The following is a 21,654-nucleotide window of genomic DNA, read 5'->3' on the forward strand; positions in this document are numbered from 1 at the left end:
ACTCCGGCCGGGCAGCCGGACACCCGGCTGAACTGAAACATTCTCGCTGATCCGGCAGAAATGCCCGCTAGCCTGAGCGAATGGGGCAGCCGGGACAAATTGCGCCACCGGCGGAGACGACCGCCGGAGCGGCGTCACTCGTCTTCCGGGCCGGCCCGCTGCTCTGCGCCCTGCGCATCCAGGACGTCGTCGAGACGATGCGTCCCCTGGCCGTACACCCGCTCGCCGGCACCCCGCCGTTCGTCAGCGGCATCTGCATCATGCGGGGCGCGCCGACCCTGGTCGTCGACGTCGCCCGGCTGCTCGGCGGGGTCACCGCACCGGTGCACCGGTTCGTCGCGGTGCGGACCGGCCGCGGGACGGTGGCCTTCGCCATCGGCGAGATCCAGGGAGTACGGCCGGTCGGCGCGGACCCGGACGCCCGGCACGAGGCGCTGCTCGGGGACGCACCCGCCCGGCTGGTGGCCGCCGTCGGCACCCTCGACGCCGAACCCGTCCTGGTCCTGCAGAGCCTGCGGCTTGTCCCGGACGAGGTCTGGGCGGCCGCAGCCGACCTGGGGGTGCCGTCGTGAGGGCGGGCCCCGACGTCATCCGGTTCCGGTCCGTGCTCGCCGTCCAGCTGGGCTGGGTCTTCGATGACAACGACGTGTCCCAGCTCGCCCAGGTGCTGCGGCAGCGCGTGGACGCCACCCGCCTGCAGCCCGCCGCCTACCTGCGACGCCTCGCCGCCGGCGACTGGGAGGCGGAGCTCACCGCGCTGGCCGAGGACCTGACCATCAACGAGACCTACTTCTTCCGGCACGGGGAACAGTTCCGCGCGCTGGCCGAGGTGGTGCTCCCCGAGCGGCTCCGCGACCGGTACGCCCAGCGGGTGCTCCGGATGCTCTCCGTGGGCTGCTCGTCCGGCGAGGAGGCGTACACGATGGGCATCCTCGCCCGGGAGGCCCAGCCGGACCCGGACTGGATCGTCGCGGTGCTCGGGCTGGACGCCAGCGCCACCGTCCTGCGCCGCGCCGAACGCGCCGTCTACTCGGCCTGGTCGCTGCGGGAGACACCGGACGCCATCCGGGAGCGCTGGTTCCGTCCGCAGGACGGCGAGTACGTGCTCGACCCCCGCATCCGCGCCGCCGTGCGCTTCCGCCGTTACAACGTCGCCACCGACGACGAGCTGCTGTGGCGCGCCGGCCAGTACGACGTGATCTTCTGCCGGAACCTGCTGATGTACCTGACGCCGGAGCTGCGGGAGACGCTGGTGCGGCGGATGACCGGCGCGCTGGCCCCGGGCGGCTACCTGTTCCTCGGGCACACCGACTCCCTCGGCACGCGGCCGGACGGGCTGGAGCCCCAGCACACGCACCGGACGTTCTACTACCGCCGGACCGTGGCCACCGCTCAGCCCGCCCCCTCGCCCCGCCCGGGTCCGGCGCCGCCGCGGACGCTGCCCCCGCCGGCCGCCGCGCAGACCGGGACGCGCAGCCCGTACGACAAGGCGCTGGGACTGCTGCGGGAGGAGCGCTTCGCCGAGGCGCTGAGCTGTGTCGAGGCGGGGCTCGGGAGCCGCCCGGCGCCCCGTGACCTGCTGCTGCGCAGCGTCCTGCTGGCCCAGGCCGGGCGGCTCGAGGACGCCGAGATCGTCTGCCGCCGGCTGCTCGACACCGACGGGCTGTACGCCGACGCCCACCACCAGCTCGGCGTCTGCCTCGAGGGCGGCGCGGCCGTCGAGGTGGCGGTCGGCCATTACCGGCTGGCGGCGTACCTCGATCCCGCGTTCGCGATGCCCCGGCTGCGGCTCGGTTCGCTGGCCCGGCGCCGGGGCGAGCACGAGGCGGCCGGCGCCGAGCTGGAACGGGCGCTGACCCTGCTCAAGCAGGAGGCCGAGGACCGCCTGACCCTGTTCGGCGGCGGCTTCGGGCGGATCGCGCTGACCGCCCTGTGCCGCGCCGAGCTCGACGCGGGAGTGCGCCGATGAGCCCGAACGAGGTGGCCGAGCGGCTGGCCGGGCTGCGCGAGGAGTTCGACCGCTCCTTCGCCGAGCCCGCCCGCCGTCACGACGTCGAGTACGCGGAGCTGCTCGCCGTGCGCGCGGGTGGGCGCCCGTACGCCCTGCGCCTCTCCCAGGCCTCCGGACTGCACCCGGACCGGCCGGTGACGCCCCTGCCCGGCCCGCAGGCCGCGCTGCTCGGCGTGGCCGGCTTCGGCGGCGCGATCGTGCCCGTCTACGACCTCGCCGCCCTGCTCGGGCACGCCGTTCCGGAGCGACCACGGTGGCTCGTACTCGCCTCCGGCGCTCCCCCGCTGGCGCTCGCCTTCCACGAGCTGGACGGCCACGTCCGGGTGCCGGCGACGGACATCGTCGAGGAGACCGCCGGGCGGGACGGCTCGGACATCCTGCGCGGCATGGCGCCCATCGCCGGGGGGAGCCGCCCGATCGTCGACCTGCCCGCCGCCCGCGCGGCGGTGCACCAGCTCACCGGCCACAAACCGGACGTCCACGAGGAGCAATGATGGCCAGACGCACCTTCGGCACCAAACTGGCGACCGGCCTCGGTATCAAGATGGCACTGACGGCGCTCACCTGCGTCGCGTCGGTCGCCGCACTCTCGGTCGTCGTGGACGCCAAGGACGGCGCGATCAAGCTGGCGGCCGACGACCTGGGCATGGCCCAACAGCTGGCAACCACGGCCGGGGACCGGATCTCCGACTACCGGGGCTACCTCGTGAACGGCACCCAGGACTGGCTGGATGCGACGATCGCCGACCGGCAACAGTTCCTCGGCCTGGTCACGCAACTGCGCGGCGGACTGTCCGATCCGGCCGCGCGGACCCTCCTGGATTCGGTGTCGACGGCGGAGGCCCGGTACACCGCGGCCATCGACACGGTCATCGAGCGCCGGAGGACGATGACCGATCTGTCCGACATCGGCCGGCTTAACGAGACCAACGTCGGGCCGGCCCGCAAGGCGCTGAGGGAGGCCATCACCGCCCTGATCGCCCGGCTCCGCGCCGACGTGGAAAGCGCCCGGCGCGCGTCGTCGGGCAAGGCCACGCGCTCCATCATCGTCATCATCGCGCTGAGCGTGCTGGGCGTGCTCCTCGGCGCCTCGATCGCCTGGAAGCTCAGCCGCGACCTGCGGCGCGAGGTCGGCACGGCGGTCGGGCACATCCAGAGCTCGTCGGCACAGCTGGAGGCGGCCGCCACCCAGCAGGCCGGCGGCGGCCGGGACCAGGCCAGCGCGATGAGCGAGATCACCACGACGATCAGCGAGCTGCTCATCACCTCGCGGCAGATCGCCGAGAGCGCGCAGCGGGTGTCGAAGATCGCCGAGGAGACCTCGGAGGCGGCGCGCAACGGTGACGCGACCATCGACCAGACCCGCGCCTCGATCTCGGCGATCCGCGCCCAGGTGGACCAGATCGTGCAGCACATGCTGTCGCTCGGCGAGAAGTCGCAGCAGATCGGCGGCGTCGTGGACCTGGTGTCCGAGCTGGCCGAGCAGACCAACATCCTGGCGATCAACGCGACCATCGAGGCCAGCGGCGCGGGTGAGTGGGGGCGCCGGTTCGCGGTGGTGGCCGAGGAGATCCGCAAGCTCGCCGACCGGACCGCGGGGTCGGCCAAGGAGATCCGCGCCCTCATCGAGGACGTCCGCGGCGCCGTCAACACCACCGTCATGGCCACCGAGATCGGGGCAAAGTCGGTCGACGCGGGCGCCCGGCAGTTCGACGACGCCACCGACTCCTTCCGGCGCATCGCCCAGCTCGTCGCCACCACCAACGACGCCACCCGCGAGATCGAGCTGTCCACCAAGCAGCAGACCACGGCGGTCGAGCAGGTGAACGTCGCCGCCAACGACACCGCCCGGGTCACCCGCGAGACCGAGGCGAGCGCGGTCCAGACCCGGCAGACCGCCGCGCACCTGTCCACCCTCTCCAGCGACCTGCTCCAGCTGGTCGGCACCGGCCGCCGATGAGCGCCGACCCGCTGCGCTACTTCCGGGTGGAGGCGCGCGAGCTCGTGGACCAGATCAGCGCGGGCGTGCTCGACCTCGACCAGCACCCCGGCACCGAGCTGGTGGCGCGGCTGCTGCGCTTCGCGCACACGCTCAAGGGCGCCGCCCGGGTGGTGCGCCAGCAGGAGATCGCCGACCGGGCGCACGCCTTCGAGGAGGTGCTGGTCCCGCATCGCGGCGGGGACGGGCCGCTGCCGGCCGAGCAGATGCGCGAGCTGCTGCGCCTCAACGACGAGATCGAAGGGTACGTGGCCGCCCTCGAACCCGCCGACCAGCCTGCCCAGGAGGCGACGGCCCCGGAGGCGCAACCCCGCCCACCGGCCCCCGCACCGGCGCCCGTCAGCGAGCCGGCACCGGGGGCCCGCGCGGCCACGGCCGACGTCGACGACCTGCTCGACGCCGTCGGCGAGGCGCACGCCCGGTTCGGGCCGCTGCGCAGCGGCGGCGCCTCGCTGGACCAGCTGTACCGGGCGGCCGAGGCGCTGGCCGAGCAGCTGCGCGCCGGCCGCGGCCCGGCCCAGGCTCAGGCGGCCCGGGCCACGGCGCTGCGGCTCGCCGCGGACCTGAGCACTTTCGGGCGCCGGCTCACCACGACGGTCGAGCAGGTCGAACGCGAGCTCGACGAGGTCCGCGGCCGGGCCGAGCGGCTGCGGCTGGTCGCCGCGTCGAGCATCTTCACCGCGCTGCACCGTGCGGTCCGCGATGCCGCCGACGCGCAGGACCGGCGGGTGCGCTTCGAGGGCCGCGGCGGCGACCTGCGGATGGACCCGCAGGTGCTCGCGCTGGCCAGCGGCGCGTTGCTGCACATCGTCCGGAACGCGGTCGTGCACGGCATCGAGCCACCGGAGCAGCGCGCCGCGGCCGGCAAGCCCGCGGAGGGCACGGTGGTCGTCGCGGTCGAGCGCCGCGGTCGCTACGCGGCATTCCTCTGTACGGACGACGGCCGCGGCTTCGACATGGCGGCGCTGCGGCGTACCGCGCAGGCGCGCGGGCTGCTCACGCCCGGCGGCCCGGAACCCGGTGAGCAGGCGTTGCTCGACCTTGTGCTGCGCGGCGGGATCAGCACCTCCCCCACGGTCACCGAGGTGGCCGGGCGTGGCATCGGCCTCGACGTGGCCCGCGACGTCGCCGACCAGCTCGGCGGGGACGTCAGCGTCCGGACCACCGCCGGGCAGGGCACGACGATCGAGCTGGTGCTTCCGCTGGCCCTGCTGTCGCTGCACGGGCTCGTCGTCGAGGCGGCCGGGACCGTCGCGACCGTGCCGCTCGACTGCGTGCGTACCTGCGTACGGTTGGTGCCCGAGCAGGCGACGGCCGCGACCCTGACCGGCAAGCTGGCGCACGACGGCGAGGCGGTGCCGTTCCTGCCCCTGGCCCGCGCGCTGTACGCCGGCACCACCGTGCCCGACGGCGGCGGCCCGGGCGTCGCGGTGCTCGTCACCGCGGACGACCGGTCGGTGGCCGTGGGCGTCGACCGGCTGGCCGGAACGTCCACACTGGTCGTCCGCCCGCTGCCGGAGCTGGCACCGGCGGCCCCGGTGATCGGCGGCGTCGCCATGGACCTCGACGGCAACCCCCGCCTGGTCCTCGACGCGCACGGCCTGATCGCCGAGACGTCCCGGACCGCAGCCGGCGGAACGACACCGCCGCAACCCGCCGAGCGGCTGCCGATCCTGGTGATCGACGACTCGCTGACCACCCGGATGCTGGAACGCAGCATCCTCGAGTCGGCCGGCTTCGAGGTGGACCTGGCGGCCTCGGGCGAGGAGGGCCTGGAGAAGGCGCGCTCCCGGCGCTACGGGCTGTACCTGACCGACATCGACATGCCCGGCATCGACGGCTTCACCTTCGTCACCGAGACGCGCGCCGATCCCGAGCTCGCCGCCGTGCCCGCGATCCTGGTCAGCTCCCGGGCCAGCGCCGAGGACCGGGCCAGGGGTGCCGCGGCCGGCGCGAGCGCGTACGTGGTCAAGGGCGAGTTCAACCAGGAGGAGCTGCTCGCCCACATCCGCCGGCTGGTGGCGTCATGATCCGGGTGCTCGTCGTCGAGGACTCGGCGACCATGCGGCACCACCTGCGCGAGTCGCTCGCCGCGGATCCGGAGCTGCAGGTCGTGGGCGAGGCGATCGACGGCGGGCAGGCGGTGGAGCTGGTCGGGCGGCTGCGGCCGGACGTGGTGACGATGGACATGATGCTGCCCACGATGAGCGGCCTCGCCGCCACCGAGCACATCATGGCGGAGTTCCCGACCCCGATACTCGTCGTCTCCTCGGCGGACCGGCAGGAGCTGTTCAGCACCTACAACGCCCTGGCGGCGGGTGCCGTCGACGTGCTGGAGAAGCCGCGCGGCGACGACTCGGACGCCGGGTGGGAGCGGCGGCTGTGCTCGGCGGTCCGCATGGTGTCGCGGATCCGGGTGATCACGCACCCGCGTGCGCGGCTGAACGGACGCAGCCGGGCCGAGGCGACGCCGCCCGCGCCGGTGCCGGCGGCACCCGCCGGGTCGGCGCTGGGCGTGGTGGCGGTCGGCGCGTCGACGGGCGGACCGGGCGCGCTCACCCAACTGCTGCGCGCGCTGCCGGCCGGCTTCCGGACGCCGGTGCTCTGCGTGCAGCACATCGCGGCGAGTGAGCCGTTCGCGGTGGCGTTCTCCGACTGGCTCGCCGGGCAGACCGGGCGCAACGTGAGCTATGCGACCGACGGGATGCCGCTGCGCAGGGCGGCCGGGCGGGTGCTGCTGGCCCCGCCGGACCGCCACATGCTCGTCGCCGACGGTCTGATCCGGCTCAACCAGGGTCCGCCCCGCCACTCGTGCCGGCCCTCGGTGGACGTGCTGTTCGAGTCGGTGGCCGCGGAGAACGGCTCGTCGGCCGCCGGCTGCCTGCTGACGGGCATGGGCCGCGACGGCGCCGAAGGGCTGCTGCGGATGCGCTCGCGTGGCGCGGTGACGTTCGCCCAGGACGAGGCGAGCTGCGTGGTGTACGGCATGCCGCGCGAGGCCGCCCTGCTGGGCGCGGCGACCTACGTGCTGCCCCCGGCCCGGATCGCCGCCCGGCTGGCCGAGCTGGCTCCCCGTGAGGGGGTCCTGCCGTGAACCCGGTCGTGCTGATCGTCGACGACAGTCTCACCGTACGGATGGACCTGCACGAGGCCTTCGAGGCCGACGGCTGCAGCACCATCCTCTGCGCGACCGGCGAGGAGGCCCGGGCCGCGTTCCGCACCGGCGGCTTCGACGTCGCCGTGCTCGACGTGCTGCTGCCCGACGCCGACGGTGTGGACCTGCTGCGGGAGCTGCGGGCACTGCCGGGGTGCGAGGACACCGTGACGGTGCTGCTGTCCAGCGAGGCGGAGGTGGCCGACCGCCTGCTCGGGTTGCGCACCGGCGCCGACGAGTACGTGGGCAAGCCGTACGACTCCGGCTACGTGGTGGCCCGCACGCGGCAGCTACTCGGCGAGGGCGGCTCGGCAACCGACTCCCGGACGACCGTGCTGGTCATCGACGACAGTGTGACCTTCCGAGAGCAGCTCCGCGGCCTGCTGGAGCCCGCGGGGTACGCCGTGCTGACCGCCGCCTCCGGCGAGGAGGGGCTGCGCACGGCGGCGGAGCGGCGCCCGCAAGCGGTCATCGTGGACGGCATCATGCCCGGCATCGACGGCGCCACCGTGATCCGGCGCCTGCGGCTGGACCCGGCGCTGCGGGACACACCCTGCCTGCTGATGACCGCGGCCGACGACTACGCCACCGAGGTGCAGATGCTCGAGGCGGGCGCCGACGCGTTCGTCCGCAAGCAGGAGGACCTGGCCGTCGTCCTGGCGAAGCTGGCCGCGGTGCTGCGGACCAGCGCCGAGCAGCTGCCCATCGAGGCGATCGGGAGCCTGCACGGGCCCGGCAAGGTGCTCGCCGTGACCGCGGAGCGGCGCCGGCTCGACGAGTGGGGCGACGCCCTGCGGGCCGACGGGTACGACGTGGTCGCGGCCGCCAATGGCGACGAGGCGCTCGACCTGCTCGCCGCGCAGCCGGTCGACTGCATCGTGCTCGGCCTGGACGGCGACTCGCGGCGTACCTGCGCCCGGATCAAGGAGGTGCCGCAGATCCGCGACACCCCCCTGGTGATCACCGGGGACCAGGACGACGCCCTGCTGGAGAGCCTGGCCGCCGGCGCCGACGACTACGTGCGCTCGGCGGACGGCGCGCAGACGCTGCGGGCCCACGTACGCGCCCAGATCCGCCGCAAGCAGTCACTGGACGAGAGCCGGCGGATCCGCGAGGAGCTGATGCGCCGGGAGCTCGACGCGGCCGGTGAGCGCGCCGCCCGGCAGCTCGCCGAGACCCGCGCCGCGCTCGTGGAGGAGCTGGAGTGGCGCAACCGTGAGCTGGAGGCGTTCAGCGGCTCGGTATCGCACGACCTGCGCGGGCCGCTGCAGGTGATCAGCAGCTACGCCGAGACGATCCTCGACGAGGAGGAACCGATCGGCGAGCAGACCCGGTACCGGCTGCAGCGCATCCACGCGGCGGCCGGGCGGATGGCGGACCTGGTCGAGTCGCTGCTGATCCTGGCCCGGGCCAGCCGCGGAGAGCTGCGCCGCCAGCGCTTCGACCTGACCGAGACCGCCTGGCAGGTGATCCGGGAGGTGCAGGCGCGGGAGCCGGACCGGGAGATCGAGTTCGTCGTGGACGAGGCGATGACCGCCGACGCCGACGAGGGGCTGGTCCGGGTGATCCTGGAGAACCTGATCAACAACGCGGCGAAGTTCACCCGCAAGATCGAGAAGCCGAAGATCGAGGTCGGCTGGAGCGGACCGGGCGAGGACCCGCGCTACCACATCCGCGACAACGGGGCCGGGTTCCCCGAAGGCAAGGCGGTCGAGCTCTTCCGGCCCTTCGCCCGGCTGCACAGCGCCGCCGACTTCCCCGGCACCGGCATCGGCCTCACGACCGTGCACCGGGCGGTGGAGCGGCACGGCGGCGAGATCCACGCGGAGGGCGAGGAGGGCCGCGGGGCGACGTTCTGGTTCACCCTGCCGCCGGCCCGCCGCCTCTGACAGCGGGCCGGCGTCGGAGCCGGTCAGTCGGTGGCCAGGGCCGCGACCGGGCTGACCTTGGCGGCGCGCCGGGCGGGCAGCACACCCGCGGCGGCGGTGAAGAGCACCAGGACGAGGAAGACCACGACGAGCTGGCCGACCGGCAGTTCCAGCGGGGCGTTCACCCCGAGGGCCTTGAGCGCCAGCCAGGCGTACGGCACGCCGAGCACCACGCCGATGGTCGCCCCGATCACCCCGTACAGGCTGGACTCGGCGGTGAGCATCATCCGGAGGCTGCCGCGGGAGAGCCCGACGGCGCGCAGCAGACCGGACTCGCGGACCCGCTCGACCACGGACAGGGCGGTCGTGGTGCCCACGCCGACCACCGCGATCAGCACGGTGAGGCCGACCAGGCCGATGACCACGGCCAGGACCCCGTTGAGCACGGTGTTGAACTGGTCCCGCTGGTCGGCGAGGACGTCCACACCCAGCCCGGCGTGGCCCTGGGTCAGCTGCCGCATGGCCTTCTGCCCGGCGGTACGCCCGTCCTCGCCACCCTTCGCGGCGTCGGCCAGCATCCCGGAGAAGGTCGCCGGCGCGCCCAGCTTCGTCAGGTCGGCCGGGTCCACCACGATGCCGGACTGCAGCGGCGCGGAGTCGGGCAGCGTCGCCACGACCTCGACCTTGACCTTCTTCTTGCCCGCGGTCAGCGTGGTGATGTCGCCGACCTTCAGTCCGGAGATCTCGGTGGCGATCGCCGCGAGGGCGACCTTGCCCGGGCCGACCGCGGCGAGCGAGCCACCGTTCACGTCGATCTTGTCCAGCGCCGGCAACCCGGACATGACCAGGTCTGTGGCGGTCAGCTTGGTGTCGCTGCCCCCGCCGACCTGCACCTCGGGCAGTCGCCGGTACGGCGTCACGTGGGTCAGGTCCGCACTGGCCTTCGCCTGCTCGACGAGGGCGGAGGGGACCTGCTCGTCGCCGTTGGCGGTCAGCTCGTAGTCCGCCGGCACCGACGACGCCATCTCCCGGTCGGCGAGCACGCGCACGGAGGCGCCGGTCACCACCACGCCGGCGATGAGCGTGACGCCGAGGGCGACGACCACCGACACGGCCGCCGCACGCCGTGGTGCGCCGCCGACCCCGCCGACCGCGAGCCGTCCGATCGGTCCCAGCCGGCGCAGCGGCCAGCCGACCGTGGCGAGCACCGGCCGCACCAGCAGCGGGCCGAGCGCCATGAGTGCGAAGAAGGCGAGCGCTCCGGAGCCCACGACGGCGAGCAGCATCGGCTCCGGGTCGTAGTTGCGGGCGTCGCGGGTGGGCAGGTTCATGGACACGTACGCGGCCAGCAGCCCCGCCCCACCCGCGAGCACCAGGCCGAACGCGCCGCGCAGCTTGCCGATGCTCTTGCGCCCGGACGTGACGCTGGCGGACCGCAGCGCCTCGAGCGGCGCGACCTTCGCGGCCGAGAACGCCGGAGCGAGGACGGCGAGCACGGTGATCGCCACGGCGAGCAGCACCACGCCCACGGCCGGCAGCACCGGCAGGCCCGGGCTCGCCAGGTCCACGTCGAAGGCGCCGGCGATCGGCGGGACGGCGTACCCGAGGGCCAGCGCGCCGAGGACGCCGACCACGCCGGCGACCAGACCGGTGAGCGCGCCCTCGGCGGCGAGGGCCCGCCACAGCGCGCCACGTCCGGCGCCGACGGCCCGCAGCAGGGCGAGCTGGCGCATGCGCTGGGCGAAGACGATGCGGAAGGTGGACGTGGCGACCAGGCCGGCGGCGCAGACCGCGACGGCGACGAAGACGCCGACCGCGATGAAGACCTCGTTGACCTCGGAGGCGGCCTCCTCGGCCTCCGCCCGGCGCACGTCGTCGCCGGTGCGGACCTGGGCCCTCGCGAAGCCCTCCTTCGGTGCCGGGGCCGCGGCGATGATCCGCTCGGCGGCGGACTGGACGGCGGCGGCGTCGGCGCCGGGCTCCAGCCGCAGGTCCACCCGCTGGACGTAGTCCGCATCCTTGCCGAGCAGCGGCGACACGGACGCCTGCGGCGCGTACGCGCTGAAGCCGTAGTCGCTGTCACCCTCGACGAGCCCGGTGACCTTGAGCTTCACCGGCTTGATGGGCTTGCCCTTGTCGTCCCACTCGGTGTTGACGGTCGCGACGGTGCCCACCGGCAGGCCCATCCGGTCGGCGGTCCGCGGGGTGACCGCGATCTCGCCCGGCGCCGACGGGTACGCGCCCTGCTTGACGGTGACCGAGGCGAGCGGCCCGGTGCCGGGGTCGGACACGATGTTCAGGTAGTCGCCGTTGACCTCACCGGACGCCTCCACCCGGGCGGCGACCTCGGCCACGCCGGGCAGCCCCCGGAACTTGGCGACGTCGCCGGTGCTGAGCTGGACCGAGTTGCCGAACTCGTCGCCCGAGCCGATGACGAGGTCCACGGCGGCGGGCGTGCCGCTGAGGCCGTCCAGCGCGGTGCGCTCGGTGATCTGCTGGGCGAGGACCGTCGCGTAGACCACGAAGGAGGCCACCAGCACGGCGAGGCCGGTCAGCAGCATCCGGGCCGGGCGCTTCGCCACGCCGGCCAGCTGGGTTCCGAGGACCTTCACCGGTGGTTCCCCAGGCTCTGCAGGGCCTCGGCGACGGAGGCGCGGTCGGGGCGGTCGATCTCGCCGGCTATGCGGCCGTCGGCGAGCAGGACGACGCGGTCGGCGTACGCGGCCGCGCCCGGGTCGTGCGTGACCATGACGACGGTCTGGCCGAGGTCACGGACGGAGTTGCGCAGGAACGACAGCACCTCGGCGCCGGAACGGGAGTCCAGGTTGCCCGTCGGCTCGTCGGCGAAGACCACCTCCGGGCGCGCGACCAGGGCCCGGGCGAGGGCCACCCGCTGCTGCTGGCCGCCGGAGAGCTCACTGGGCCGGTGCTTGAGCCGGCCGGCGAGGCCGAGCACCTCGGTGAGGTGTGCGAGCAGGCCGCGCTCGGGGGTGCGGCCCGCCAGGTCGAGGGGCAGCGTGATGTTCTGCTCGGCGGTCAGCTGCGGGAGCAGGTTGAAGGACTGGAACACGAAGCCGATGCGCTCCCGGCGGACCTTCGTCAGCACCCGGTCGGGCTGCACGGTCAGGTCGGTGCCGCCCAGCAGGGCCCGGCCGGAGGTCGCCGTGTCGAGCCCGGCGAGGCAGTGCATGAGCGTGGACTTGCCGGAGCCGGACGGGCCCATGATGGCGGTGAACTGCGCGCGGGCGAAACCGACGGTCACGCCGTCGAGGGCGCGGACCGCGGTGTCGCCGCTGCCGTACACCTTGACCAGGTCCTCGGCCGCGACGGCGGTCAGACGCCCGTCCGGGCCGCCCGCGGCGGATGTCGTCGGCACGTCGGCCTGGGACTGCGTGTACATGGGGATTGCCTCCGGGTTCGCAAGGAAGGGGAACGCTGAGAATCTTGGGCGAGGGACCCGGGCGCGCACATCGGTCCGCAGTGGGGATCGGGGTCCGGTGCGGATCTGCCTTTCGGCCGATGGAGCGCCCGTGGGCAGCGGTTACGCTGGGTCACGATGTTGAAGCAACGCGACCTGTTCCTGCGTGTGGCGCAGCTTGCCGCTCTGTTCGTGATGGCGTGCCTGGGCCTGTTCGATCTGGCCGCCAGCATGGGCAGCGGCACCGGCTCGCTCGTCCTGCTGCAGGTCCTCAGCGCGGTCGCGACCGCTGCCGTCTGGCTGCCCCGGCACCGGCAGGGATCGAAGCGTCTGCCGAAAGTCGCACTGGCGCTCGGCATCGCCTCCCTGCTGCTCACGATGATCGTCGCGGCCGACAGCCCCAGCGGGGGCAGTTACGGCACCGCGGAGCTGCTCGGGCTGCTCGGCGTCCTGTTCGTGGTCAGCCGCCGCGGCGATGCCCAGTGGGCCGTCGGTGCGGTGCTGGCGGTCTCGATGGCGATCGGCTTCCTGCCGCTGCGCAGCGGCCTCGACACCGACCGGGTCATCATCGGCCTCGCCCAGGGCCTGTTCGCCACGGCCGTCATCGGCCTCGGCGTTTACCTGCGGACGATCGAGGCGACCCGGACCCGCGCCATGGACGCCGTCCGCGCGGAACAGCGCGCCGAGTTCGCCCGCGACCTGCACGACTTCATCGCCCACCACGTGACCGGCATCGTCGTGCAGGCCCAGGGCGCCCGGTTCATCGCCGAGCAGGACCCCCAGCGGGTGCTGCTCGCGCTGGAGCAGATCGAGGCCGCCGGCGCCGAGACCATGGCGTCGATGCGGCGCATGGTGGGTGTGCTGCGCGACCCGAACGCGCAGCCGGACGCGCCGCTGACCCCGCTGGCCGGTGTGGACGAGCTCGGCCCGCTGCTGGACCAGTTCACCAACTCCGGCGGCCCGCTGGCCCGGCTGCACGTGGACGGCAGCACCGCCGGGGTGCCCGTGGAGGTGTCCACGTCGGCCTACCGCGTGGTGATGGAGGCGCTGACCAACATCCGGCGGCACGCCCAGGGCGCGCGCGTGGCCGACGTCTGGGTCCGGCGTACGCCCGACTGGCTGCTGGTCCGGGTGGCGAACGACGGATTACCACCCAAGGCCCCCGCGGTCCGGGAGGCGCCGGGGTACGGTCTCGTGGGCCTGCAGGAGCGGGTCCGCGCGGTCGGCGGGCGCATCACCGCCGGGCCGGGCATCGACGGCGGCTGGGTGGTCGACGCGGCCCTGCCCTTGGACCAGGAGGTGACGCGGTGATCCGCGTGATGATCGCCGACGACCAGGCGATGGTACGCACCGGCTTCGGCATGATCATCGGTGCGCAGCCCGACATGGAGCTGGTCGGCGAGGCGTCCGACGGCGTCGAGGCGGTGGCGATGGCCCGCAAGCTGAAGCCGGACGTGGCGCTGTTCGACATCCGCATGCCCCGGATGGACGGGCTCGAGGCGCTGCGGCTGCTGGCCGGCCCCGGCGTCGCGGACCCGATGAAGGTGGTCGTGGTGACGACCTTCGACCTCGACGAGTACGTGCACCAGGCGCTGCGCAACGGCGCGGCCGGCTTCCTGCTCAAGGACTCCGGCCCGTCGCTGCTGGTGGAGGCGGTCCGCGCCGCGGTGTCCGGGGACGCGCTGATCAGCCCGTCGATCACCGTACGCCTGCTGGAGCACCTGTCCCCACCCGCGCCGAGCAACGACGACGGGGGTCTGTCGCCCCGCGAGCTCGACGTCGTGAAGCTGGCGGCACGAGGCCTGACGAACGCCGAGATCGCCACCGAGCTGTTCATCTCGGTCGGCACCGTGAAGACGCACCTGGGCAGCGTCCAGACCAAGCTGGGGGCCCGCAACCGCGTCGAGATCGCCGCTTGGGCCTGGGAGCGTCGGCTGGTGAGCTGACCCTGAACGGGGGATTCGGGCGGATTGTCCGGTATTCCGCCTCGGGGTGGCGCGCCCGGCCCCGACGATCGTGCCCATGCAGCTCAAGCGATACGTACACCTCGGCCTGGCCGTCCTCCTGACCACCGCCGGCCTCGCCGGCCCCGCAGTGGCGGCCGCACCGGCTGAGAACTGGGCCCAGGACGGCTACGGCTCCGGCCACACCTTCTACAACCCGGGCGAGTCCGTCATCAACTCGGGCACCGTCAAGAAGCTCAAGACCCGCTGGACCGTCACGCCGAAGGCCGCCGTCGACGGCTGCCCGATCGACCCGGTCGCCCCGGTCGTCGTCGCCGGCCGGATGTACGTCCTCGAGCCCGACGGCAACGGGGTCGGCGCGTACGACACCAAGACGGGCAAGAGACTGTGGTCGTACTTCGCCGGCTATCTGGAGGCGACCGGGCTGGCGGTGTCAGGTGACACGGTCGTCGTCACGGACATCGCCTGCTACTCGAACAGCAACTACGACAGCAACGTGATCGCGCTCGACGCGGCGACCGGCGCGGAGCGCTGGAGCAGCCTCACCGGGTGGACGACCGACACCGTGGTCGTCGACGCCGGCACCGTCGCCGTCTCGGGCTACTGCGGCATCTGCGACGGCGAGGAGCACGGCGTCCAGGCCTTCCGGCTCTCCGACGGAGCGTCCCTGTGGAGCCGTCCCAACGCAGTCCTGGCCGGGCCCGTGTCGGCGGGCGGCCGCATCCTCCTCGCGGGCACGACCAGCCCGTACACCGAGGCCGTCTCGATCAGGACCGGCATCGGGACCTGGACCACCGGGCTGCGCTACTCGGCGAGCGCCGCCGATCCGGGCCGCCCCCAGTTCTACGTGTCCGGCACAGCCGGCCTGCGCGCCCTCGCCACCACCAGCGGCAAGACCCTGTGGACGGTGAAGAACGAGGCGGGCGAGCTGGCCACCGACGGCCGGCGCGTCTACGTGGCGTCGGCGGGACGGATCAACGCGTACGACGCCGTGAGGGGCAAGCTGCTGTGGACCCGGGCGCTCAAGACGCCGGGCCACCTGGTCCGCGCCGGCGGCCTGCTCTACGCGACCAGCGGCACCGCGCTGCTGATCCTGGCGCCGACCAGCGGCACGACCATTCGCACCTTCGGCACGGCCACCGACCACGTGGTCCTGGCCGGCGGCCGGCTCTACGTCACCAATGGGCGGACGGTACGCACGTACACGCCCTGACGACCTCGCCGGCCCGATCCCGGATCGGGCCGGCCCGGCGGGCCGCGCCTCCCTCCGGCGTTCGAGCACTACTGCCAGATGGCCCCGCTCCAGCTGCCGCCGCTCCATTGCCGACCGGTGAAGTCCGACGTGGTGCCGGACCAGCCGGCGTTCGACCACTGGCGACCCGACCAGGCGACATCCGACCAGACCCGGCCGGACCAGGATTTTCCGGCCCAGGTCGCACCACTCCAGTTGGCCTGCCCGGCGGTGGCCGTTCCCCAGCCGGCGCCGGTGTACGTGTGACCCATCCAGGCGCCACCGTTCCAGGAGGTCCGGGCAGCGCTGGCCTTCGCCCAGGAGGCCACCGACAGGGCGCCGAACACGTCCCGCTCGCCGGACAGGGTGGTCGAGTCGCCGAACGTGACCAGGCTCGTGCCACGGGCGGCCTGGAGCGTGCCGCTGGCGTTGCTGTTGGAGATGCTCACGGGGCCGTACAGGCTCGGCGCCCGGCCGAGCAAGGTGCTCACGTCGAGCTTCCACTGCTTGCCGGTGAGGCTCGGGATTCCGCCCCAGATCACCTGCCGCACCTGCAACGGCGTGGCGGTCGGATACTTCTGGAGGTAGAGGGCCAGGGCGCCCGACATCACCGCCGCGGCCTGCGAGGTTCCACTGCCCTTGAAGTAGCGGTCGCCGACGCGGGCTGCCGGATACAGGACGTCGGCGTAGCCGCCCGGGTCGCGCAGCGACACGATCGACCGGCCGGGCGCCAGCACGTCCACCGAGATGAGCCGCCCGTCGGCCGAGGAGAACGCGGACACCTTGTCGTCTGCCGGGTCGGTGGTGCCCTGCGGGTCGCTGGCGCCCACGACGATGGGCAACGCCGCGGTGGCCGGGTTGGTGATCTTCGAGCCGGTGTTGCCGGCCGCTACGACGACGTTGATGCCGTTGTTCACCGCGTTACCCACCGCGTAGGACAACGGGTCACTGAGGAAGCTCTGCGAGCCGTCGGTGCCGTACGACAGGTTGATGATCTTGATGGGGTTGGCCGGGTCGTCGTTGCGGTGCTTGACGACCCAGTCGACGGCTGCCATGACCTGGGTGACGTCCACCGCGCCGTTGGACATACCGACCTTGAGGACGGTGAGCTTGGCATCCGGCGCGATGCCGCGGAAGCCGGTGCCCGTGGTGTTGTCACGCCCGGCGATGATTCCGGCGAGGTGCGTGCCGTGACCGTACCCGTCCTTGTGCAGCAGCGAGGGAACCTGGCTCTCGAGCGACAGGTCAGGACCGTTGGCGATGTTGCCGCTCGTCAAGCCCGGCACCGGGACCACCCCGGTGTCGATGAGGGCGATGCCTACGCCCTTGCCGGTCAGCTTCTGGCTGTATGCCGTATCGGCGCGGATGATCCGCGCGACGTCGGCGAGCATGGGGGCGTTGTTCGCGATGGTCCAGTCCGCCGCGGTCGTGGTCGCCGCGTCCGCCGGGGCCACGAAGGCACCGCTGACCACCAGACCGGCCACCACACTCGGGACCAGGTGTCGGAGTCGCATGCCACTCTCCTCGCAGTTCGGGTATCGAGCGCCATCGGCAGCTGTCGCCCGCGACGAGATCTTTTCCCCGAACAGGGCCGATCGGCCGACCCGAAATTGACCGATCGGCCGTGCTCACCCGATCCGGTCCGGCTCCTCAGCACGAGCGGCGGATGTGCACGCCCTGACCAGCTCGTCGACGAACTCCTCCCCCACCGCCTGGCCGGTCACCAGCACCCGGTAGTAGATGGGCCCGACCAGGCGGTCCACCAGCACGTCGAGGTCCGCGTCCGCGGGCAGCTCACCGCGCGCCACGGCGCGCTCGAGCGGCGCGCGGTCGCGGGCCCGCTGCCGGGTCAGGTGTTCCTCGCGCAGCCGGGCGGCCAGCGCGGGGTCGTGCTGCGCCTGCCCGTTCAGCGCCCGGAACACCGCCCCGGCATCGGACTCGGTGAGATACGCGGCCAGCAGCAACAGGTACGCCCGCAGATCCCCCGCCAGGCTCCCGGTGTCGGGTGGAGTCAGGTCCTCGGCCGCATCCTCGGTGAACGCCTCGAGCAGCACGTCGGTCTTCGAGGGCCACCACCGGTAGATCGTCTGCTTGGCGACGCCGGCGCGGGCGGCGATGCCCTCGATGGTGAGCGCCGCGAACCCCTTCTCGGCGAGCAGGTCGTCGGCCGCGTGCAGCACGTTGCGCCGGGCCTCCTCGCTGCGCCCGTGCCGGTTGCCCCGGTGGTTCATCGAGCCTCCCTGTCGCTTGTCGAGACGCAACGTTGCGTCTAGTCTAGCCATCATGCCCACCACTTTGACACGGTCGGCCGCTGCCGCCGTACTCGACAAGCTCTTCGCCGCGGCCTTCAACGACGACGCCGCCGTCCCGGATCCGTCCCTCGCGACCGCGACCGCCCAGGAGCGGGCGGACGCACTGAGAGACATCTACATGCCGGTCTCCCCGCAGGGCGGCGAGCTGCTCTACTCCCTGGTCCGCACCGGCCGCCCCCGCACGGTCGTCGAGTTCGGCACCTCCCACGGCATCTCGACGATCTACCTGGCTGCGGCGGTGGCCGACAACGGCGCCGGACACGTGTACACCACCGAGCTGAGCGCGGCGAAGGTCGCGGCGGCGCGCGCCAACATCGCCGAGGCGGGCCTCAGCGACGTGGTCACCGTCCTGCCCGGCGACGCCCGCGAGACGCTGGCAGACGTTGCCGGGCCGATCGATCTCGTGCTGCTCGACGGCTGGAAGGAGCTGTGCCTGCCGGTCCTGCGGCAGCTCGAGCCACGGCTGCGGCCGGGAGCGCTCGTGGTCGCCGACGACACCACCTTCGCGAGCATGGCCGATTATCTGGCGTACGTGCGGGACCCGGCGAACGGGTACGTCACTGTGGACTTTCCCGTCGCCGACGGCATGGAACTGAGCTGCTTCACGCCGAGCTGAAGGCCGATGCTCGACATACGTCAGAACGGCTGCCCGCACATCTTCCACTGCCCGTCCTCCTTGACGAGCGGGAACCTGTGCTGGTCGACGAACCCGGTATCGAGCTTCAGCTCCGCGGTGACGAGGGCCGATACCCGACCGTTGGAATCCGATACGGAGACGCCCACGATCCTGTGGCTACGTATTCTGGGTTGCCCATTGAGCCCTTGCACGAACTCGTCGCGCGTGAAATCGCGTCGTGTGTCGGCGCAGAGCCGGCCATAGGCGGCGCCGGCGTTGCCTGATTCAAGGTCGGTCACGAACCCGTCGGCGGCCTGGCGAGCCGGCCCGGTCGCCTTCTGTACCGCCCGGAAGAAGAAGTAGCCGCCGGTCAACCCACCAGCACACAACAGCACCGACACGACACCGACGACGATGAGCACCGTCCGCAGCGTACGGCGCTGCGGAGGCGGTACGGGTGGGTGCATCGACACCGACATGATGATCAACCTAGCCCCATGACGGCGCCTCGGGTGACGTGTTCGGCAGCGCGCCCGCCCGCCTCGACCCGCACCGAGCTGCCGGCCTTCGGTTAGCATCTCGGCGGCTCGACCGTGGAAGGCGGGGGTCCGGATGGGTGCGAAGACGGCGTTGCTGGCGTTCGTCGACGGTGATCTACCGGCGACGCTCAGGGACACCGGTCCGTTGCAGGCGGGCCGGGACGGAGGGTCGGGCGCCGGCGCGGCCGAAGCCCTCGTGCGGCGGCTGTCGCCCGGATACGAGGTGACGCCGATCGACGGCGGGACACTCTTCTATGACTGTTACCCACCCGACGACGTCGCCTTCGCTGCCGTGCTGCCCGGTGCCGCCCTGCTGTGCGACCAGCGGCTCGTCGCGCAGGCTCCGTCCGAGCTGCCGGAACACGTGCTCGCGGAGGCGGCGGGCCGGCGGATCCTGCTGCACTCGATGCACTCGGTCGTCGACCAGCTCACGTTTGCCGCGTGGGAGGACGGGCGGCTCATCCGCTCGCTCAGCGTGTCGCCGGACACCGGGATCGTGGAGGACATCGGCGAGCCGTACCCTTTCGAGCGCCCGTACTGGGCCGGGGAGCACCCGGTCACGTCGATGTTTCCGGGTCAGGGACCCTATCCGCTGCCGTTCCATCCGCTGGATCTCGGAGAGGAGGCGCTGCGCGAGCTGTTCGGCTTCGTCATCGAGGGCAGTCCGGAGCCCGGTGACGTCAACGCCGAGACGATCCCCTTGTACGGCTTCCGCGTTGCCGATCCGACCGGTCGCGAGCAGGAGGAGCGTGAGGCCCTGATGCGGCAGGTGATGAGTCGCATGGGACCGCCGCGCATGTACCGCATGGGTCCTGACGGCACCATGCAGGAGGTGAACGTGGAGAACTTGTTCTAGGAACCGCCGCCGAGCTTGATCCAGTAACGCCGCACCCGGCCCTGCTCGGTGTCCCGGACGTCCTCCAGCACACCGCCATGAGCCTCGATCGTGCGCCGCGAAGGGTCGTTGTCCACCTTGCACGTGACCAGCACCCGGTCGATGCCCATGCCGCGGGCGTGCCCCAGGACCTCGCCCAGCGCCCACGAGGCGAGGCCTCGGCGGCGGGCGGTCGGGCGTACGCCGTACCCGATGTGACCGCCCGACTCGAGCAGCAGGTCGTTGAGCTCGTGCCGCAGCGAGATCGTGCCCAGCACCTCGTCGCCTTCGGTCATCCACCAGTACGTGCAGTGCACCCAGCCGGGCACCGGCGCCACGGACGGGTCCGATTCGCGCAGCAGCTTGCGGACGAAGGCTGTGAAGCCCTCAGGGGTGTCGACGTCGTCGTCGGGGCGCAGGCCTGAGCCGTCCTGGTGCACGCCGCGTCCCCAGTCGTCGCGTGCGGCGAGCCATTGCCGGTGCAGGCGGGTGGTGGGGGCGATCAACTGCGGCATGGCTGGAGGCTAGCGGGCGGTGGGCCGGGCGGCGACCCCGTTCTGCTCGGCGTCCTCCAGGCGGGCGAGGATGCGGCGGGCCATGTCGCCGAGGTGGGCCAGCTCCTCGCCGGTGAGGGCGTCCAGGACGAGGGCGCGTACCGCTTCGACGTGGCCGGGGGCGCTCTCCAGCACCTTGCGCCAGCCCGCCTCGGTCAGCACGGCGTTGGTGTACCGGCCGTCCTCCGGGCACGCCGTCCGTTCGACCCAGCCGCGGGCCTCGAGGCGCTTGACCACGTGCGACAGTCGCGACAGCGAGCCGCTGGCCAGCGCGGCCAGGGCGCTCATCCGCCGGGTGCGCTGCGGCGCCTCGGACAGGTTGGCGAGGACGAGGTACTCGAAGTGGCTCAGTCCCGAGTCGCGCTGCATCTGGGCGTCGAGGGCCGCCGGGAGGCGCAGGAGCAGGCCGCCGACCGGCAGCCAGGATGCGAGCTCGTCCGGGCTCAGCCAGCGGGCCGGGGTGGCGGGTTCGGCACTCACCGCCCCATCGTACTGTCGGTTTGAAGCTTCAACGAGCGATCGATCGGGCTACGCCGCCAGGGCGAGCAGCCGCTGGATCTGGGTTTGACGGGTCGCGGTCATGCGCTCGGCGAGCGCCTTGGCCGGTGGGTAGCGGCCGCCGGTGACCTCCATGCGGCTCACCTCGACGCAGTTGTGCAGGTGCCCGAGGAGCAGGCTCACCGCCGTACGGTCGAACTGCTCGCCTTTCGCCGCGGTGAGCTCCGCGATGTCGGATGGCCGCAGCGAATGCAGGTCGCCGTGGCCGGCATGGAGTCCGGCGTCCGGGTCGGCGGACGGCGGCTGCTGCCAGCCGGCCAGCCAGCGGCGCATGATCCGGCCCTCCGACTGCCACTGCCCGGCCAGCTCGGCCGCCAGGGCCCGCAGCTGCGGGCCGGCCGCCCGCCGCGCCGCGGCCGACACCACCTGGTCACCCTGGTCGATATAGGCCACGCTCATCTGCAGGAACATCACGTCGGTGCCGCTGTACGCCGGGGACGGGGCCGGCGCCGGATCCCGCGAGCCGGAGCCGCACGCCGTGAGCAGCAGAAGCAGCGCCGCCATGACGGCCGGAACGGGCCCACGACGGCGGCCGTGGACCCGTTCCGGGCGCATC

The 21,654-nt window shown here is 73.0% G+C and carries 20 protein-coding genes; 12 read left to right on the forward strand and 8 right to left on the reverse strand.

The annotated features are described in order from the left end of the window. Nucleotides 1–80 precede the first annotated feature (80 nt). Genes AB0J80_RS27015 through AB0J80_RS27045 form a run of 7 tightly spaced genes read left to right on the forward strand, consistent with a single transcriptional unit; the run spans nucleotide 81 to nucleotide 9,053 of the window. Nucleotides 81–572 (forward strand): chemotaxis protein CheW, encoded by a 492-nt coding sequence (locus tag AB0J80_RS27015; protein WP_364710146.1) that lies wholly within the window; start codon nucleotides 81–83, stop codon nucleotides 570–572. Beyond that, the gene (locus AB0J80_RS27020; protein WP_364710147.1) at nucleotides 569–1,969 is read left to right on the forward strand and encodes a CheR family methyltransferase; all 1,401 of its coding nucleotides are present in this window, start codon (nucleotides 569–571) and stop codon (nucleotides 1,967–1,969) included. The genes AB0J80_RS27015 and AB0J80_RS27020 overlap by 4 nt, the downstream gene beginning before the upstream one ends. Continuing rightward, a complete protein-coding gene (locus AB0J80_RS27025) occupies nucleotides 1,966–2,505 on the forward strand; it encodes a chemotaxis protein CheW (RefSeq protein WP_364710148.1) in 540 nt (179 codons plus the stop codon). Before AB0J80_RS27020 ends, AB0J80_RS27025 begins: the two co-directional genes overlap by 4 nt. Next, nucleotides 2,505–3,971 (forward strand): methyl-accepting chemotaxis protein, encoded by a 1,467-nt coding sequence (locus AB0J80_RS27030; RefSeq protein WP_364710151.1) that lies wholly within the window; start codon nucleotides 2,505–2,507, stop codon nucleotides 3,969–3,971. The genes AB0J80_RS27025 and AB0J80_RS27030 overlap by 1 nt, the downstream gene beginning before the upstream one ends. Beyond that, nucleotides 3,968–6,040 carry a response regulator gene (locus tag AB0J80_RS27035; protein WP_364710153.1) on the forward strand — a complete coding sequence of 691 codons (2,073 nt, stop codon included), beginning with the start codon at nucleotides 3,968–3,970 and terminating at the stop codon, nucleotides 6,038–6,040. Before AB0J80_RS27030 ends, AB0J80_RS27035 begins: the two co-directional genes overlap by 4 nt. Continuing rightward, a complete protein-coding gene (gene cheB, locus AB0J80_RS27040) occupies nucleotides 6,037–7,104 on the forward strand; it encodes a chemotaxis-specific protein-glutamate methyltransferase CheB (RefSeq protein WP_364710154.1) in 1,068 nt (355 codons plus the stop codon). Before AB0J80_RS27035 ends, cheB begins: the two co-directional genes overlap by 4 nt. Beyond that, nucleotides 7,101–9,053 (forward strand): response regulator, encoded by a 1,953-nt coding sequence (locus tag AB0J80_RS27045; protein WP_364710155.1) that lies wholly within the window; start codon nucleotides 7,101–7,103, stop codon nucleotides 9,051–9,053. The genes cheB and AB0J80_RS27045 overlap by 4 nt, the downstream gene beginning before the upstream one ends. 23 nt (nucleotides 9,054–9,076) lie before the next feature. Here AB0J80_RS27045 and AB0J80_RS27050 read toward each other — a convergent pair whose 3' ends face one another. Next, on the reverse strand, nucleotides 9,077–11,644 hold the full coding sequence (locus AB0J80_RS27050; protein WP_364710157.1) for an ABC transporter permease: 2,568 nt from the start codon (nucleotides 11,642–11,644) through the stop codon (nucleotides 9,077–9,079). Continuing rightward, nucleotides 11,641–12,432 (reverse strand): ABC transporter ATP-binding protein, encoded by a 792-nt coding sequence (locus AB0J80_RS27055; RefSeq protein WP_364710160.1) that lies wholly within the window; start codon nucleotides 12,430–12,432, stop codon nucleotides 11,641–11,643. Before AB0J80_RS27055 ends, AB0J80_RS27050 begins: the two co-directional genes overlap by 4 nt. 156 nt (nucleotides 12,433–12,588) lie before the next feature. On the opposite strand from AB0J80_RS27055, the gene AB0J80_RS27060 reads away from it, so the two are divergent. From AB0J80_RS27060 to AB0J80_RS27070, 3 genes are all read left to right on the forward strand, one after another. Next, a complete protein-coding gene (locus AB0J80_RS27060) occupies nucleotides 12,589–13,761 on the forward strand; it encodes a histidine kinase (protein WP_364710162.1) in 1,173 nt (390 codons plus the stop codon). Beyond that, on the forward strand, nucleotides 13,758–14,396 hold the full coding sequence (locus AB0J80_RS27065) for a response regulator transcription factor (RefSeq protein ID WP_364710164.1): 639 nt from the start codon (nucleotides 13,758–13,760) through the stop codon (nucleotides 14,394–14,396). The genes AB0J80_RS27060 and AB0J80_RS27065 overlap by 4 nt, the downstream gene beginning before the upstream one ends. 76 nt (nucleotides 14,397–14,472) lie before the next feature. Beyond that, on the forward strand, nucleotides 14,473–15,627 hold the full coding sequence (locus AB0J80_RS27070) for a PQQ-binding-like beta-propeller repeat protein (protein ID WP_364710165.1): 1,155 nt from the start codon (nucleotides 14,473–14,475) through the stop codon (nucleotides 15,625–15,627). 68 nt (nucleotides 15,628–15,695) lie between these two features. Here the strand turns inward: AB0J80_RS27070 and AB0J80_RS27075 are convergent, their stop codons facing one another. After that, nucleotides 15,696–17,159 (reverse strand): S8 family serine peptidase, encoded by a 1,464-nt coding sequence (locus tag AB0J80_RS27075; protein ID WP_364710167.1) that lies wholly within the window; start codon nucleotides 17,157–17,159, stop codon nucleotides 15,696–15,698. 114 nt (nucleotides 17,160–17,273) lie between these two features. After that, a complete protein-coding gene (locus AB0J80_RS27080) occupies nucleotides 17,274–17,876 on the reverse strand; it encodes a TetR/AcrR family transcriptional regulator (RefSeq protein ID WP_364710169.1) in 603 nt (200 codons plus the stop codon). A 52-nt stretch (nucleotides 17,877–17,928) separates the two neighbouring features. On the opposite strand from AB0J80_RS27080, the gene AB0J80_RS27085 reads away from it, so the two are divergent. After that, nucleotides 17,929–18,573 carry a class I SAM-dependent methyltransferase gene (locus AB0J80_RS27085; RefSeq protein WP_364710171.1) on the forward strand — a complete coding sequence of 215 codons (645 nt, stop codon included), beginning with the start codon at nucleotides 17,929–17,931 and terminating at the stop codon, nucleotides 18,571–18,573. Nucleotides 18,574–18,593: 20 nt separating this feature from the next. Here the strand turns inward: AB0J80_RS27085 and AB0J80_RS27090 are convergent, their stop codons facing one another. Continuing rightward, on the reverse strand, nucleotides 18,594–18,995 hold the full coding sequence (locus tag AB0J80_RS27090; protein WP_364710174.1) for a hypothetical protein: 402 nt from the start codon (nucleotides 18,993–18,995) through the stop codon (nucleotides 18,594–18,596). A gap of 190 nt (nucleotides 18,996–19,185) precedes the next feature. Between AB0J80_RS27090 and AB0J80_RS27095 the strand changes: the two genes are divergently transcribed. Further along, a complete protein-coding gene (locus tag AB0J80_RS27095) occupies nucleotides 19,186–19,968 on the forward strand; it encodes a hypothetical protein (RefSeq protein ID WP_364710176.1) in 783 nt (260 codons plus the stop codon). Here the strand turns inward: AB0J80_RS27095 and AB0J80_RS27100 are convergent. From AB0J80_RS27100 to AB0J80_RS27110, 3 genes are read right to left on the reverse strand one after another with little or no spacing between them, the layout of a single operon-like run. Next, on the reverse strand, nucleotides 19,965–20,501 hold the full coding sequence (locus AB0J80_RS27100) for a GNAT family N-acetyltransferase (RefSeq protein ID WP_364710178.1): 537 nt from the start codon (nucleotides 20,499–20,501) through the stop codon (nucleotides 19,965–19,967). The two genes, AB0J80_RS27095 and AB0J80_RS27100, sit on opposite strands and share 4 nt — an antisense overlap. A 9-nt stretch (nucleotides 20,502–20,510) precedes the next feature. Further along, nucleotides 20,511–21,020: a MarR family transcriptional regulator gene (locus tag AB0J80_RS27105; RefSeq protein WP_364710181.1), complete on the reverse strand. Its 510-nt coding sequence runs from the start codon at nucleotides 21,018–21,020 to the stop codon at nucleotides 20,511–20,513. Nucleotides 21,021–21,068: 48 nt separating this feature from the next. Next, the gene (locus tag AB0J80_RS27110; protein ID WP_364710183.1) at nucleotides 21,069–21,653 is read right to left on the reverse strand and encodes a DUF305 domain-containing protein; all 585 of its coding nucleotides are present in this window, start codon (nucleotides 21,651–21,653) and stop codon (nucleotides 21,069–21,071) included. Nucleotide 21,654: the final 1 nt, after the last annotated feature.

The sequence above is a fragment of the Actinoplanes sp. NPDC049548 genome, assembly GCF_040676695.1.
Lineage (GTDB): Bacteria > Actinomycetota > Actinomycetes > Mycobacteriales > Micromonosporaceae > Actinoplanes.

Coding starts and splice junctions, on each gene's coding strand:
- AB0J80_RS27110 (WP_364710183.1), bottom strand. CDS start 21,653: ATGCGCCCGGAACGGGTCCACGGCCGCCGTCGTGGGCCCGTTCCGGCC.
- AB0J80_RS27095 (WP_364710176.1), top strand. CDS start 19,186: ATGGGTGCGAAGACGGCGTTGCTGGCGTTCGTCGACGGTGATCTACCG.
- AB0J80_RS27030 (WP_364710151.1), top strand. CDS start 2,505: ATGGCCAGACGCACCTTCGGCACCAAACTGGCGACCGGCCTCGGTATC.
- AB0J80_RS27085 (WP_364710171.1), top strand. CDS start 17,929: ATGCCCACCACTTTGACACGGTCGGCCGCTGCCGCCGTACTCGACAAG.
- cheB (WP_364710154.1), top strand. CDS start 6,037: ATGATCCGGGTGCTCGTCGTCGAGGACTCGGCGACCATGCGGCACCAC.
- AB0J80_RS27100 (WP_364710178.1), bottom strand. CDS start 20,501: ATGCCGCAGTTGATCGCCCCCACCACCCGCCTGCACCGGCAATGGCTC.
- AB0J80_RS27015 (WP_364710146.1), top strand. CDS start 81: ATGGGGCAGCCGGGACAAATTGCGCCACCGGCGGAGACGACCGCCGGA.
- AB0J80_RS27025 (WP_364710148.1), top strand. CDS start 1,966: ATGAGCCCGAACGAGGTGGCCGAGCGGCTGGCCGGGCTGCGCGAGGAG.
- AB0J80_RS27035 (WP_364710153.1), top strand. CDS start 3,968: ATGAGCGCCGACCCGCTGCGCTACTTCCGGGTGGAGGCGCGCGAGCTC.
- AB0J80_RS27055 (WP_364710160.1), bottom strand. CDS start 12,432: ATGTACACGCAGTCCCAGGCCGACGTGCCGACGACATCCGCCGCGGGC.
- AB0J80_RS27075 (WP_364710167.1), bottom strand. CDS start 17,159: ATGCGACTCCGACACCTGGTCCCGAGTGTGGTGGCCGGTCTGGTGGTC.
- AB0J80_RS27060 (WP_364710162.1), top strand. CDS start 12,589: ATGTTGAAGCAACGCGACCTGTTCCTGCGTGTGGCGCAGCTTGCCGCT.
- AB0J80_RS27070 (WP_364710165.1), top strand. CDS start 14,473: ATGCAGCTCAAGCGATACGTACACCTCGGCCTGGCCGTCCTCCTGACC.
- AB0J80_RS27080 (WP_364710169.1), bottom strand. CDS start 17,876: ATGAACCACCGGGGCAACCGGCACGGGCGCAGCGAGGAGGCCCGGCGC.